General features: G+C 66.3%; 10 protein-coding genes. 9 read left to right on the forward strand and 1 reads right to left on the reverse strand.

All coding sequences use genetic code 11. From position 1 onward, the window contains the following. The first annotated feature begins 50 nt into the window (after positions 1 to 50). From EJK15_RS18615 to EJK15_RS18655, 9 genes are all read left to right on the forward strand, one after another. A complete protein-coding gene (locus EJK15_RS18615; protein WP_138711757.1) occupies positions 51 to 512 on the forward strand; it encodes an IPT/TIG domain-containing protein in 462 nt (153 codons plus the stop codon). Positions 513 to 539: 27 nt separating this feature from the next. Further along, positions 540 to 2,222, forward strand: coding sequence for a hypothetical protein (locus EJK15_RS18620; RefSeq protein WP_138711718.1), 1,683 nt, complete (start codon positions 540 to 542; stop codon positions 2,220 to 2,222). Positions 2,223 to 2,324: 102 nt separating this feature from the next. Beyond that, entirely contained in the window at positions 2,325 to 2,546 is a 222-nt protein-coding gene (locus tag EJK15_RS18625; protein ID WP_138711719.1) for a hypothetical protein, read from the forward strand. 33 nt (positions 2,547 to 2,579) lie between these two features. After that, entirely contained in the window at positions 2,580 to 3,851 is a 1,272-nt protein-coding gene (locus tag EJK15_RS18630; protein ID WP_138711720.1) for a hypothetical protein, read from the forward strand. A 67-nt stretch (positions 3,852 to 3,918) separates the two neighbouring features. After that, a complete protein-coding gene (locus EJK15_RS18635; protein ID WP_138711721.1) occupies positions 3,919 to 5,895 on the forward strand; it encodes a 2'-5' RNA ligase family protein in 1,977 nt (658 codons plus the stop codon). Then, positions 5,892 to 6,248 (forward strand): hypothetical protein, encoded by a 357-nt coding sequence (locus EJK15_RS18640; protein ID WP_138711722.1) that lies wholly within the window; start codon positions 5,892 to 5,894, stop codon positions 6,246 to 6,248. Before EJK15_RS18635 ends, EJK15_RS18640 begins: the two co-directional genes overlap by 4 nt. 165 nt (positions 6,249 to 6,413) lie before the next feature. Continuing rightward, entirely contained in the window at positions 6,414 to 7,739 is a 1,326-nt protein-coding gene (locus EJK15_RS18645) for a phage major capsid protein (protein WP_138711723.1), read from the forward strand. 1,102 nt (positions 7,740 to 8,841) lie between these two features. Then, positions 8,842 to 9,159: a hypothetical protein gene (locus tag EJK15_RS18650; RefSeq protein ID WP_138711724.1), complete on the forward strand. Its 318-nt coding sequence runs from the start codon at positions 8,842 to 8,844 to the stop codon at positions 9,157 to 9,159. Positions 9,160 to 9,364: 205 nt separating this feature from the next. Beyond that, positions 9,365 to 9,532, forward strand: a complete 168-nt coding sequence (locus EJK15_RS18655) for a P-loop NTPase family protein (RefSeq protein ID WP_206060948.1) — start codon at positions 9,365 to 9,367, stop codon at positions 9,530 to 9,532. Positions 9,533 to 9,656: 124 nt separating this feature from the next. On the opposite strand, the gene EJK15_RS18660 is transcribed toward EJK15_RS18655, so the two are convergent. Then, on the reverse strand, positions 9,657 to 15,500 hold the full coding sequence (locus EJK15_RS18660; protein ID WP_138711725.1) for an nSTAND1 domain-containing NTPase: 5,844 nt from the start codon (positions 15,498 to 15,500) through the stop codon (positions 9,657 to 9,659). Between the last annotated feature and the right edge of the window lie 18 nt (positions 15,501 to 15,518).

Genomic DNA, 15,518 nt, shown 5'->3' on the forward strand with positions numbered 1-15,518 from the left:
GACGACGGCCCGCCGCTTCAGATCGCAAGCATCAGGGGGACGCCGTGACGATGTACCGCGCCAATGGCACGCAGATCAACAAGACGACAGCGGCGACGCTGGTAACCGCCGTACCCGTGACCGACCCTCTCGTGAAGGTCAGCGAGCGCATCTACGAAGGTGTCCGGGCGGAGGGCTCGAAGTACCCGAACATCCGCCGCCGACTCAAGTTCGCAACGGGGCAGGTCATCCGCCAGTCGGAGCTGAACGACTGTTTCCCCGCGCCGACGATCAAGTCGATCAGCCCGGTTACGGGCCCGGCTGCGGGCAACACGCTCGTCACCATCAAGTGCACGAACGCCACTCCGGGCACGACGGTCACGTTCGGCGGCACCGCTGCGACCAGCATCACGGTGATCGACGAGGCCACGATCACGTGTCGGACGCCCGCCAAGTCGGCCGGCGCGTCCGACTTCGTGGTGACGAACGACTCGGCAGCCGCGACCGCGACCGGCGGCTTCACCTACGCCTGACCAGGCGACAAGACAGGAGCCGCGCCCGTGGCCGTGTGGCAATGGAGCCGGTTCGGCGTGCAGTACAAGGCCGCTGTCCTGGACGTGAAGGCGTTCGACCCCGACCAGCCGCGCGGCTGGCACGGGCGGTGGATCAAGGTCGGCAGCATCGTCCGGCTGCACGGCGGAGGCAGAGCTACCGTCGTCGGCAGCAGCAGCGACTGGTACCGGGTCCGCCACACCAGCGGGCATGTGACGAGCGTCCACAGTCGGCAGATCGCCGCGGTGGTGAGTTCGCCGGCCCCGTCTCGCGGCGAGGTGCGCAAGCCGCCTGAGAAGGTGCAGCCAGGCCGGACGGCGAACGCGGCGGACCTGAGCGTCCTGGATGAGCGGCTGTGGGGGGACCTCGACCCGTCCGGGCGGCGCAGGGTCACCGAGCTGGAGGCCCGAGATCATGACCTGTTCATGCGGAACCGGGCGATAGCCAAGAGGCAGATCGCCGAGGACCTCACCCGCCGCATCGCTCACGTGGACGACTTGTACGCGCTCGAGGAGCCTGTCAGGTTCACTCTCGACCGGCTCCGGTCGGGCGAGAGCATCATGGTGCGGACTCCCACCCCGTACGTGGCGCTGCATGCGCAGCCGAACTCGCCCGAGCTGCCGAACGAGTTGGCCGACTGGAATTACGAGGAGGTGCTTCCCGAGGAGTTCGAGGCCGCCAAGCGGTCGATGGACATGAGCGGTTTCGAGGTCATCGACGCCGACCGGTACCGCGACTTCCACCGGGAGCAGGCGGTGGCCAGCATGGTCAACGCGTGGGCGTTCAACTCCGCATCGCCCAGATCGTTGGCGATTCAGATCGTGGCCCGGGACATGTTCGGTCTCGAACGCACCACGTTGGATGGTGTGGAGCCTCACCGGCTGGAGATGGCCGAGGAGATCCTGGAGCGACAGCGCCCGTTCGTGGAGGCTTTCGTGCGCGGCCAGTACGACGCCACCCAGCAGTGGCTTCGCGACGCCGGTGTCACACACCTGCACGTTCTACGCGGCATGAAGTGGAACGTCCTGGATGTCGAGGAGGGCCCGCCCGGGTGGGCCAGCCGGGAGCGCGGCCCCGACGCGTACGAGGAAGACGTGCCCCTGCGGCCGCTGTCGTCGTTCACTTTGTCGCCGTTCACCGCTCAGGAATTCGTCGGGCAAGAAGGCGATCTTGACGACTGGAATTACGAGCATGGCGTCGTCATCGACGGCACCGTCCCGGCCGAGCGCGTGTTCGCGCTGCCGCGCACGGGGATCGGCTGTCTGGACGAGTGGGAGGCGGTGCTGCTGGGCGGCACCGACCGGTGGCGCGTCACCGCTCGCGTAGGTAAGTACCGCTTCTACCTTCAGCACCTGATCGCCACGGCGAACAGCCGCTACGAGCAGATCGTCGCCATCGAGTTCGCCCGTAGCATGGGCATGATGGATCTCATCCCCGATTCCTGGACCACTGGGCACAAGGCCCTTCCGATCGGAGGGACACCGATGGGGGCGCAGTCGCCGCGCAAACGCGCGTGGGACGTATGGGACGGCGGTCGGCTCGCCACTGACCTGGACACCTGCGTCCGCGCGTCCGGCATGACCCGTGTGGAGACGGCCCGCGATCTCCTGGCCCGGCAGCACGAGGTGAACGTGCCGGCCGCGCTGCTGGATGAGTGCCGGCGAGTGGTGGACGCGGACGCCCAACCCTGACGCATAGACACCGCTAAAGAATGTTCGTTATTCTTTGGTGTTCTCGTGTCTGTTCGGCGGCGCCCGTGACCGTCGTCTGTCCCAGGGAAGGAGACCATAGCCGTGCTCGCGCCTACCATGACCGTCGTGGAAGACAGGACCCGCCCGCAGCGGCCGCACCCCGACGTCCTCGCCCGAGAGCAGGCGTACAGCCGACTCCGCGACGAGTGGATGGCGGCCCATCCGGGCGCCGACGACGACGCGATGCTCAACGACCCCGACTTCGTCCGCGCGATGAACGTGATCGACGGCCGCGACCCCAACTACGGACTCGACGAAGCCTGACGCTAACCCCACCCGCCGAAGATCATCCCGCGCGTGGGTCGGGAACCGGGCGGCGACTGGCAGCCGCGAGGATGGCACGGGCGATGGATCGAAATCGGCGATCGAGTGCAGTTGGTCGGCTTCGGCCGGACAGGGACCGTGCGGGGCGCCAGTCGGCGCCGCGGCGTCGCCGTGGAATGGGACGACGGCGGTACCACGACCGTCGCACCCCACCGCCTAAAGGTGGTCGAGCCCACCCCGTACACGCCGCCGCGGCACGTCCCCGAGGGGGACCCGGCCGCCACCCCCGATGGGGCTGCCGCCTACTTCTCCCGCCCCGGGGATCCTGGGGACGCGTGGGTCCGTTACGACGAGACTGGCGACCTCGACGGCTGGATCCGCTACAACCGCGACGACCCGTCCACCACGGTGCACTACCGGGAGGTGTTCAACGATCCTGCATGGCGGCGGGACGTGGACGCGATGGGGTTACGCGAGGCTCCTCCGCCCGGCACGACGGCCCCGGCCAGGCCGTCCCTCGCCGACCTGATCCCCGCGTCCAGAGACGACGTTCACGATCGGGCACAAGAGATCACGGAGGGCTTCCGGCGGGAACTTCAGCACCGTGACTACACCGGCTTCGGCGTCGTCATCGACATGGCCGAGCCGTACTACTCCGAACAGTTCGGCGGCACCGTCACCCTGGACGCCAAGGTCGTCAAGAACGGCCGGAAAGCCGGGCAGGCCACCCGTATCTTCCACCGCGACCCGGACGGCAGCCTGTGGGTGTCGCACGACTACCTCAAGATGGAAGACGAGTACCAGGGGCAGGGATTCGCCAGCGCCTGGAACGGCCACCTCGAAGGGTGGTACCGCGAATCTGGGCTGGAGCGGATCGAGATCCAGCCCGGACTGACCGCCGGCGGCTACGTGTGGGCCATGAACGGCTACGTGTGGTTCGACGGCTACGAGGCGGGCCCCTTCATGCTGCCAGTCGAGGGCAGCGAGCACCGCAAGAAGCCCATCCCGCGGCTCATGGGCGAGATCGATTACGTGGAGAAGCTGCTGGCGGCCAACCGGGACGGCTCCGCGCCCGCAGGCTACGGGCTGACCGATGAAGAGATGGAACAGGAGCAGGCCGAGCTCGACGCCGCCCGCGCCATCCTGGAGCGGCTCCGCCTCCCCTTCCACGACCCGGCATACCCGACGCCGCGTGAGATCGCCCTGATCGGGTGGAAGCCCGGCCGCGACCGTAAGAACGACCCGTGGCTCGGCCACCGCGTCATGGCAGGCAGCAACTGGCGGGGCGTGAAGTGGCTGACCTGATCGTGGCCGGACGCTAAGGGCCCTGCGCGGCCACCCTGCACGGCAGTCGATCAGGAGGGTGGCTGCGGTGCCAACGCTGGAGCTCGAACGCAAGGCAGCCGGAGGTCTTGCCGCCGGCGTCATCAACGCCCAGGACGAGGGCGTCGTCGAAGCGGTCGTGTCGGTCACGGGCGTTGTGGACAACGTCGGCGACCTGATCCTGCCCGGGGCGTACGCCGAGACACTCGCCACACGCATTCCGAAGGGCTTCTTCAACCACGACGACAAGGTGTGGGTGGCCCGCACCGAGAAAGTCGAGGAGCTGCTGCCGGGCGATCCGCGGCTGCTCGCCATGGCCGCAGAGGCGAAGATCGCGTGGCCGCGCGACGCGGGCGCCCTCTACGTCAAAATGCGGTTCAACCTGGAGACCAAGGACGGCCGCGAAGCCTTCTCCAACGTCCGCTTCTACGACCGTGAGCAGGAATGGTCCATCGGCTACCGGGTGCCGAAGGGCGGCGCGACCCGCGACGCCAAGGGCATCAGGCGGATCAAGCGGCTCGACCTGTTCGAGTACAGCCCGGTCCCGTTCGGCGCCAACAGCCAAACGTTCACGTTGAGCGTCAAGTCGGCGCTGTCCGACGACGACCTGCCCGGCCGGATCGCTGACTGCCTGCGCGAGGGCGCGCCGCTGGAGGTCAAGCGCGACCTGATCCGGCAGGCGCGCGAGCGCGGGCAGCTCGACATGGTGCCGATGGGGTGGCGGGACGGCATGGACGCCGCGGCCGCCCTGGAGGACCTGGCGGCCGCCGCCGGCCGGGAGGTGAAGGCGGACCGCGCCGACGCCGGGACGGGCGTGATGGTGGCGGTCATGCTGCCCGGCGAGGTTGCCGAGCAGCTTGCCGTGCCGGACGGTGTGCCCGCCAGCGAATTGCACGTCACGCTCGCCTATCTCGGCAAGGAGCTCGACGAGGAGGCGCTCGCCACGGTGGCCGACGTGGTCGCCGCGGTTGCGGCCGAGTCGGGGCCGCTGTCCGGCGTGGTGGGCGGGATCGGCGCGTTCCCTGCGGGCGAGGACGGCGTGCCCGTCTACATTCCGGTGGATGTGCCCGGCCTGGAGGTGCTGCGGCAGCGGCTCGTGGACCGGCTGGCCGAGGCCGGGATCGCGCCGGCGTCGGATCACGGCTACACGCCGCACGTCACCCTCACCTACCTGCCGGACGGCGAGACGATGGCGTTGCCTGAGCCGGTGCCCGCCCACGACGTGGCGTTCGGAGAGGTGTCGCTTGTGCGCGGTAGCGAGATGACGCCGTTCCCGCTCGGCAGCCCAGAGGTCGCCGGCGAGGAGCCGGACGATGGCGGCAGCGGGGACGGCTGGGACGACCTGCTCGACATCAGCGCCCCCGACGAGGGCGGGGAGACGAAGGACGCTCACCTCGACGCTGCCCGCGCGATGGGCTTCCCCGTGCCCGTAAGCCTGGAGGAGGTCCGCGAGAAGCTCCGCCAGGCCGTCGCCCAGTGGGCGCGCGGCGCCGGGTTCACCGGCTGGGTGACCGTGGCGGCCACGTTCGCCGATGTCGCGTTCGTGGCCGTCCACGACGACACCGACACCGAGCACACACTCCAGGTGCCGTACGAGGTCACGTCCGCCGGCCAGGTGACGATCGGCGAGCCGCTGCCCGCTGAGGTGAGCATGTCCGGCACGCCGGATGCGGGCGCGCTCGTGGCGGTGCTCGAGGAGACGGCGGCCGCCGTCAAGCACATCGGGGCGGGCCTGGAGACGAAGGCAGGCCGGGTGCTGTCCTCAGCCACCGCCAAGGACCTCCGCCAGGCTGTCGCGTCGCTGCTGGCAGTGTTCCGCCGGGCGGGGATCGACATCTCCGACCCGACCGAGCCGGACGAGCGGCATATCGACGAGGAGGAGGTGCTGCCGGACGAGCCGACCGTCCGGCCGGACTCGACCGCCCCGTCCGCGCTGCCGACCGAGATGAAGGCCCTCTCCCCCGAGATGCTGGCCGAAGCCGCCGAGATCACCGCGGCGGCGCTGCTGTGGTCGGTGGAGCAGTGAAGCTGTGGCGGCGCGGCAGCAGTTCCGGCTGCGCTCGCTGCGTCTCCGCCGCGCAGTTGGAGCGAGCGCTGGCCGACGCGAGACAGGCCCAGGCCGACGCGGAGCAGGCCGAGCAGCAGGCGCGTGTGGAGAAGGGCCGAGCATGGGAGCACGTGGACCGGCTCACTCGCCGGCTGGCCGCGATCGACGCCGACCGGCTCCGCGGCGAGCGTGACGATCTGCTGCTGGACAACGCCACCCTCCGGGCCCGGCTGGCGCTGGGCGACCGGTCGGAGCTCGCGCGGGCGAGGGAGACGATCGCCCGCCTGGAGGGGCGCCTGGAGGCCGCCGAGCGGGGCGCCGTCACCCTCTGATCCTCCTGACCTCCTCCTGGCCGAGGAAGACCGTGCAGCGTCGCGGAATCGGACGCTGACGCAAACCCTGCCGGCCCGCTTTCCTCCCCCTTGATCGTCTGACGTCCCGGTGCTGACCGGGGGCGCGACCGCGAAGTCAATCCGTGTCAGCATCAAGGGGGAGCCGTGACCACGGCTAAGAGCGACATCAACGCGCGCATCAAGGAACTGACCACCGCGCTGGAGCAGAAGTCCCAGCGGCTCAACGCCATCTCGAACACGGTCACCGATGAGACCGGCAAGGGCCACATGGTCATCTCGACCGAGGCGCACGCCGACTACCAGAAGACCCTGGGCGAGGCGCGCGAGATCAAGTCTCTGATCCAGGAGCAGAAGGAGCACCTGGATATCGAGCGGTTCCTCGACGAGCCGAACGAGCCCAGCTACGCCGCCCGCGACGCCGTGGCGGCCGCGCACGGCAAGCAGCACAAGAGCCTGTCCGAGGCGTTCCTCGACTCCGACGCGTACGCCGAGATGAAGTCTGGCCAGTTCCGGCAGCTTGGCCAGGTCGCCGAGTTCGAGCAGGGCCTGTACGACTTCGAGAGGAAGGACATCTTCTCGCTGTCGGCCGGCACGCATACCACGCCCGCGTTCGGTAGCGCGGAGAACGTGGGTCTCGCTGAGCGGCAGCGCCGGCCCGGCCGGGTCCGCGACCTGTTCCCCAGCGAGCAGACCCAGTCCAACATTTTGTACGGGATCAGGCAGCTCGGGTTCACCAACAACGCCCGGCGGGTGCCCGAGCGGGAGCAGCCGAACGGCGGCCCGGCGCTCGGCAACGACACCGATGTGTTCGGTAAGGCTCCAAAGTCAAAGCTGTCGTTCGTGCCGTACACCGCGCCGATCATCGAGTTGGCCCACACGGTTCACGTCCACAAAAACACGCTGGCCGACGAGTCGCGACTGCGCGGCATCATTGACCGCGACCTCGTGGACGGCCTGAAGCTGAAGGAGGACGAAGAGATCCTCTACGGCGCCGGCAACGGCGACGAGATCACCGGTCTCTTCAACATCCCGGGCGCCCAGGAGTACACGGGTCTCGCCGGAGACGCCGCGTACAAGAGCCTCCAGCTCCGCCGCTCCGCCACCATGGCCATCCTCGCGTTCTTCGAGCCCAACGGCGTCGTTTTGCATCCCTTCGACTGGGAGCAGATCGAAACCGAGCGCGACGAGAACGGCCAATACCTGATCGCCGTGTCGGTGGCGGTCGGCGGCGAGAAGCGTGTGTGGCGGATGCGGGTCGTGGACACCGCTGCCATCAACCAGGGCACGTTCCTCACCTGCTCCTTCGGGTACGGCGCGAAGCTGTTCGACAGGGAGTCCGTGTCCGTCCAGGCGAGCACCGAGACGGGCGAGGCATTCGAACGCGGGTACGTGGTCCTGAGGGGCAGCGAAAGGATCGGCTTGGCGGTCGATAGACCCGAATCGCTTGTACTCGGCACGTTTGCTGCCTAATGCATAGTGGGGCAGAAGTTTGAGACATCCTTCTGTCCCCCGCTATGATCCGAACACATAATCGAACCGACTCCACTTGGGAGCACCGTTCCGTGTTCGGAGGCACGTGGTGGCTGGGCAAGGAAGCGCTGTTCAGATCGACGAGGAGACTCGGCACCCGTGCGGGAACCCGGATTGCGGGGCGCTGATCAAGCCCAACAGCCATCAGAAGAAAGTGGTCGCGCGGGGCCGCACCATCTATTGCTCGCGAGCGTGCCAGTCGGCCGCCGCCCGCGAGACCCGCCCCTGCCAGGCATGCGGGGAGCCGGTCACCCGCAGGCGCTGTGAATTCGGCGTCGTAACGGTGTGCAACACGATGTGCCGCGCCGCACTCCGCAGCAACAAGCAGGAGTACAGGTGTGCGACGTGCGGAACGACAGTCCACCGAACTCCTGGGAACGTACACGGGGCCGTCTACTGCTCCCGCAAGTGCTTCCACTTGTCAGAGACGGGCGAACTCGTCACCGTAGCCTGCGGGGGCTGCGGAGAATCATTCACCCTGCCTGCGCATCAGGCGGCCAAGAGCAAGACGCACTACCATTCCCACGATTGCCGCAAGTTGGCGAGCCGCGTCGAGTTGTCCTGCTTCGGATGCGGTGTGACGATCTGGCGCCACCGTTCCCAACTCGAACGCGACCGGAAGAAGGCAAAGGACGACTCCCCCATACGGGGCTTCTGTGATGCTTGCCGCGAGAAGGGCGGAGCAGTCTTCGACAAGACCCACTTGAGGAAGGGCACCACAGCGCCCTGTTCTACCTGCGGCAAGCCGGTGTACCGGTCCCAGAGCGCCCAGAAGGGCAAGACGGAGAGGTACTGCGACATGGAGTGCCGCCGTGCATCCCTCCGCGGTCCCCGTGTGGAGCGGCCAGAACAGGCCTGCGTGGTCTGCGGGACCGTCTTCCGGCTGGAACCGGACCAGCGGCGCCAAGGCGTGAAAACCTGCTCATCCGAATGCGCGCACGCCTCGAAGAGGCGCAAGCCCGGCGAGCGGTACATAGAGCCCAGCGGATACGTGAGGATCACCGCCCCTGACGGCCGTGACATGCCCGAGCATCGTTACGTCATGGAGCAGCACCTTGGCCGCGAACTGCTGCCGACTGAGACGGTCCACCACAAGACCGGGGGCAAAACGGGCCGCTCGAACAACGACCTGAGCAACCTCGAACTCTGGTCGGGGCGGCACCCGCGCGGACATCGGGTGGAAGACATCGTGACGTACTGCCGGGAGATGCTGGCCGAATACGGAACGGATGACGAGCGTGAACGCTACGCGGACTATCAGAAGGCAGTACTGACCGACAGCGGCAATGACGGAGCGAGCGGACTGGCGGTGGACCGCCCTGGGTCGCTGATGCTCGGCACCTTCGCGACCACCCCGTAACCGGGCGAGAGCGTGTCGGGAGAGGACACTAGCGAACGTCTCCCGAAACGCTTCCTACCATGACCTCCACTCCACGCGAGTTCCAGTCGCATGCGCTCGCAGACGCCTACAGGCTGGCGCATCAGTACGTGGCGCCTTCTCCCGCCATGCTCGGCACGGCGCCGGGCAGCACCCGTCAGGCGTATACAACCGCATCAACTGGAACGTGATCACCTACGTACTCAGCTACCGCTGGCGGATGCGCCCCATGGTCCTGGCGAAAATACTCGAATTCGCGGCCGGCAAGGACGTGGTGTTCCTGACGAGCCGTACCCGGACGCGTCGTTGGTTGGAGCAGGTAGCCGCCCGCCGATCCGGGCATCCTCAGACTTGACACCTGCCTCCCACATGACGACGGCGAGATCAGCCCATCCCATGGGTGCGACTCCGACTCCGCTGCGCACACCATGCTGGAGGCGGTCTGTAGTGGCGAGTACCACGCAACTGATGCGAATCCGTCAGGTCCCTCCCGCAATGGACAAACGCGCCGACCAAGCTGCCGCTACAAGCGGCTCGGGGTGGTAATGCCCTCGATCATCGAGATCGAAGAGATCCAAGCCGAGGAGACAGCGGACGATCGATTCAGGATTGGGCTCGTCGACATCGCATTCCACGGCCGCGATCAGGTCGTCATGGGTGAGACCAGACCCATCGGAAAAAGCGGCGACTGCCTTATAAGCGCGAGACAGCCTGCGATCAGCCAGCAGCCCAACAGCTTCCAGGAGGCTACGATGCCCTTGCGGGCTGGCGAGTTCGGCCGACAGCCTCGTCAGGACATCTGCCTCTGCGCGCCGGGAGCAGTCAGTGAGAGCGCGTTCGACGAGGTGCGGCCAGCCGGAAGTGGCCGCATAGAGCCCATCGAGCTGCGCGCCGAACCGCTCAGTGTCCAGAGTCCAGGTCTTCAAGGTCGAGCGTGTGTGTCGGCGTAGCAGAACTACCGACATGCGCTGATCATCCGTGGCGAGGGCTTCCTCCCAGAAGCCGATCACGCCCGGATCCGCGATCAGGACAGCTGAGCGGGTGACGCCCGACTCCCGGGGAAGAAGGGTGAGCGCATACCGCAAGCTGTCGCGGCAGCCCTCCGACTTGGTCTTTTTTTGGGCCAGGTCCGAAAGAATGATCCTTCGGTCGCCGGGAACCCCCTCGACCAACTCGGCCTTAAATTCGTTGACGCCCGTCGGCTTCCTTGACCGGAACCGAAGGCCGAGAGCGTCGACGACCTCGTCGAGCGTCTGAGTCACGTCACCAATTCCGGTTGCGCGTGACCCCAGCACCACCCGGGTCTGGTTTGTGTGCTCGCCGAGCAGGTCGTCGATCTGCTCTTCAGTGAGCGGAGACCGGCTACGGCCATCCCGGAGCTGGCGGCGAGCCTGGAGCACATGGTCGCGATGAGGTATCTGTTCGGTCGATGCGTTTACCAGTTCCGTCAACACATCGTCCGGGTTGCCGATCATCGGTAGGACGTTCAGGGATCTCAGCTGCCAGCCGAGGCCATCGCTGTTGTGATGGAGCACGCCAAGCCCGGCCATTTCCTGCAGGTAGGCGCGAAATCCCTCGAAGTCCAGGCCGGCGAAACCTTGCGGCCAATACGAGCCGCACTCAGCGCGCAGGTCGCTCTCCGTCAGACGGGCGTCCATGCCTCGTTCGTAAGCGTGGTGGGCCAGGACGTTGGCGATGACGTTGTAGCGCGAGTCAAGGTTCAGGGTGTCCCGGAAGACCCGGATGATGTCCCCCTTGAGTCCGTGATCGGAGATGACCGCCTCAACGTCCGACTCGTTGATCACGTAGGGAGGTCCAGCGTCTTGTCCAGTCCGACGCTGATGCATGAGCTCAATCAGCCGGTGGCCGAACATCTGGAGCAGGAACGGCTGATAGGCGCAGTGTCCGTTGATTCGGTGGACGAGATCGGGCTCGATGACCATACCGAGCGCTCTGAGTGGTGTGGCGATCAAGTCGAAGGCGTGCTGATGCTTGAGTGGTCCGATGACCTCGGGGCGCTGGGCCAAGTGGGCGAACGGGCCGTTTCGCCCGATCTTGGCAAATCGCTGGACGGAGTGGAGCCCAGCGAACACCACCTTTACTCTGCCCTCGAACTCTGTACCGAGTGCCTTCAGCCTGTGGGTTTCCACGAAGGTCGGCGCGTCCGACTCGAAGAACCCGTCGGCCTCGTCCAGCAGAACCAGCAGCCGGTTCCGAGAGTCGGCGTCGAGCCAGGATCGCAGACCCGCCTTGACAGCGTCGTGGGAGTTACCGAGGGCCGCCCTAGCACGCAGAGGCACCAGTACCTCATCTTGGATCAGCTGTTTGCGAAGCTTGTCCCAGACCGCTCCGGCGCCAAGGCCGTCCTTGCCGACAATGTCCCTGAGGTCGAGAAAGACAGCCAGCCTTCCGGCGGTTCGTTCCCACTCTGTCTTGCTGTCACGAAGCAGTGCTGACTTGCCAAGGCCGCGTCCGCCAAAGATCACCTGTGTGCCATTGGGATTGAGGATCGCCCTGCGTTCCTTGTCGCGCCCGTAGAACATCTCGGGAGCCACCGGACCCCGCTTGTCTCGCACGTATGGGTTGATAGCGGAGAACGGGAGCGTCACCGCGAGTGCCGTGGGCAATTGACCTTCGCCGTGGACGGCAAGGTAGGCGAGCACGGCGTCGTCCAGGACGATCACCGGAGCGGGCGAGGAGACGGCGCGGATGGCCAGGGCTCGACGCACTGCCGCCGTCATGGTGCCGAAGTAGGCAACCAGCAGGCTGTCGCCGGAACGGTCATGGTCGATCCAGCTCATCAGCAGATCGGCAGTGGGCCTCCCCCAGGCCAGCAGAATCTTGAGGTCGCCGCCCTCCCGCCGCCCATCGCCGAGCCGTGTGCCAAATTCTGGCAGGGTGGCCCGGCCGACGAACCGAATCCCCGACGCCTCCACAAATCGACGTTCCGTGCTGTTTCCGGAATGAGGAGTCCTCTTGATCTGTCCGGGCTCCAGACCGGCCAGCCGCAGGACACCAATCAAATGTTCAAGTTGGCCTCCGCGGCCTCGGCCGTCTGGCGGAGTTGAGGCGAGCAGGCGCCAGTCCCGCAGCGCTGTCGCTCCCCGCTCCCTGACGCCTTCCGACAGAGCTGAGCAGTCAAGTACCGGAAGAGCCGCGATCATCCCTCCAGAACGCAGCGCTTCAATGTGCTCCGCTGTGATCCCCTGTGGAAGGGCGTCGGGGACGGCCGGAAAGAATGATTCCAAATCCTGACGCGGCTCCCATGCGGGCAGGTCAGCATCGTTCTCGAGGCAGGAGATCAACTCTTCAGCGATGGAAAGCTTGCCAGCACTGATCAACACGGAGATCTTCTCGGGCTCGGCGGGATCGACGGGCTTCTGGCGCTCGGCAACGACACGATTCAGTCGATCACGTAGTCGTTCGGCAGCTGCATCTCGCAGTTCGGGAAGCATCTGCTTGATCTTGCCGAGTTGGTGGCGGACTTCATGCAGATCGGTGCGGCCGCCACGGATGGGATCAGCGGCCGCCAGAATCGAGCTAAGCTGCGTGTCCTCCTGCTCGGAAAGCTCGTTCTGCCCCCGAGCCCGACGCACCTCTACAGCCAGAGTGTCGCGCATGTCCAGGAGATCACTGCGGGAGCGTTCCATGGCCGCTCGCAGGTCGGATTCGGCGAAGCTATCATCTGCCGTTGGCCCGCTTGGAAGCGCCGCCTTCTTCTGGGCAGCGAGCCTCATGATCGCGGTGGCGGCCGGGTAGTTCTCCTCGGCGAGATGGCGGGTGTAGGCCTCTTTCCATGCCAAAGCGAACGCCTCAGCAAGCACGGAGGCCTCACTGCCGAAAGCATCTCCAAGAACGACCGCGCCGGACTCGGAATCGAGCCAAGCGCCTGACGCCTTGAGAAGTTCCACACTCAGAACGAGATCGGCGGTGGGCTCACCCGGTGTGAGGCAGCACTCGCCGGCAAGCAGCGCAAAGATGTCCTCCATCGCCGCCGCTGCGGCGTGAGCAGCTGCGGCTGTCAACAACTCGGAGCTGCTCGCGTGGGCTGCCAGGACCGTCATAACAGGGCCGCGACGGCTGAGCAGTTCCGATCTCAAGGTCCCGATCGCTTGAGTTGCCCAACTTCGATCTTGCCGGGCCTGAAGCTCCAATGCTGTGACGGCCTCCAGCCACGCCGAGACAGCCGATAGCGCGCCGGCTGCCAAAGCGTGCAGGTTCTGGCGGGGACCACCGACCAGCGGTTTGGCCCCGTTCAGTCGAAGCTGGTGATCGAGTCGGTCGATCTCGCGGCTGATCTCGCTCGTGGCGTTCAGCCGCATGACCTGCTCTTTGACGTGCTGGACTTTAGTCCGATCGTCTTTGGCGGCGGCAGAGAGGAGAGACCCGAGTAGACCATTTTCGGCGTCTAGCCAACGTTTCGCCATTGCGGTAGCACGCGGGAAGCGGATCATGCGCTGGCGAGTCAGTCGTGACGACGCCTCAGCCCTGGCTTCCTCCAAGCGACGTTCGAGCTCCGTTACGTCCGCGAGCATGCCGATGAGCGGCGCGTCGGCCAGCGCCCCGGACACGACGGTGCGGCCGACCTTTTCGGCCACCGCGCCGAGCTCGGGGTCTAGATGGTTGACCGACTCGATCAGCAGCGCTCCGATGTCGGATGCTCCAGTGATGAGGCCGGCGCGGATCAACGCCGGGACGGCGACGAGCAGCGCCACTGGTTCAGGTTCGATCATCGTGACGTCCCGCATTTCAGCGGCGAGCCGTGCGGCGCAGGAGCCGTTGGCGGACCGGACGGCCTCGGCCAGTGCGGCGACCCGGTAGGCCCAGCGTTCAGGAGCCGCTCGGCCCGTGGCTTCCGCCATCGCGTGGGCGGCAGCGAAGCGACGCACGGCGACCAGGGCAGCCAGCCATTCCACAGGGTGCCGGTTGCCGTTGCGTTCCGAAGCGCGTAGTGCCGGACTCGGGGCATCGATCGTTACGGCTTCACTCTCAAGTCCTATCTCGGACTTCTCTGGCAATCCGACCGGTTCCATGGTCGAAGCGGCAGGTTCGACGAGCGACTGCTTCTTGCTAACTTCCGGTATTGATGCCTCGCTGGCCACCGTGGAGATCTCATTCTCAGCATGGTCGAGGAGCGCCTCAACCGGGCGGGTGAGCTGGCCGGTCGCGGCAAGAAACGAAAGATGGGCAGAAAGGACGTTCGCTCGCTCCGCGAGCGCGTTGAACTCCGTCTTGTCGGCGGGAACGCCGTTCTCTCTTGCAACCAGGTCGATCAGATGGTGGAGCGCGAGGAGACCGTCGGCCTGACGATGCTCTGCCTCGCTCCAGGAGGGGGCATTCACGAGAGCTTCGATCAGTGTCGCTAGCTCGTCCAGACGGTCATCTGGCCCATTAAGCTCACCGAGGGAGCTAAGTTCGGCGGCTCTTTCCGCGCGATCCGCGGCCTGGAGCAAGGCCGTTAGCAGATCCGGTATCGGCCGGTCAGCTCCAATGTAGCGCCGAGCTTGAGCGGTGCGGGTGGCGAGTAGTTCGAGAGAAGCGAAGGACGCCTCTGTGGGGATCAAGCCCGCCGAAAGATCCTCGCCGAGTCTTGCGACAAGATTCTTCGCCTCTGTCCATGCCTCAGCCAGATGTGCTGCAAGCTGTGCCGGATTGGCGACTAATTGTGTCGCGGCATCGTCGAAAGTGTCGGGATCCGGGATGGGCGTCTGGTCGGGAGTCTCTTCAAGCATTGGGGGCCCGTTCCTTGCGTGCGGCTCCTCTTGAGCGTGGTCAGCATCCCCGTCCGTGGGAGTGCCGGGTGGGAAGTCCGGGCTAGCTTCGATGACGAACCGGGCGGCTTCGAGCACGGCTTCCCCCTGCTCGGCGGACACTCCTGGTGGGAGCCACCAGGACAGCTCGGCCCAACTAGTTAGGAACCGAGCGTCGGCAGCGACAGCGCTCGGGGTGAGCCCGGTTCCGATGTAGGACCAGAGGTACAGGCAGGCAAGGCTCTCGGGAAAGGTGCCACCGCCGATTGCTTCGACTATTGGACGGGCAAAGGTCTGAGCTGCAAACCGGCCTTCTGGACGGTTTAGCCGGGCCAAGATGCCTTCGCACATGGACAGAGGGCACTTGCTGGGCTTGATGTTGCCGAACCCCAGGCTTCCCATGACGAGACCGCGACGATCGGGGGTAATCCTGTTCATTCCCCATCGCACATCGGCGGCCGTAATCGCCGAGATCGCTCCAGCGAACGGATCGGGCAGCCTACGCAGTTCCCGAGAGAAGACCTCGGCGGCTGTGTTGAACCGTTCTGGATTAGCCGGGATATACTCATGCATGGAATGACATGTGCACTT

Source organism: Nonomuraea basaltis (genome assembly GCF_005893125.1).
Lineage (GTDB): Bacteria > Actinomycetota > Actinomycetes > Streptosporangiales > Streptosporangiaceae > Nonomuraea > Nonomuraea basaltis.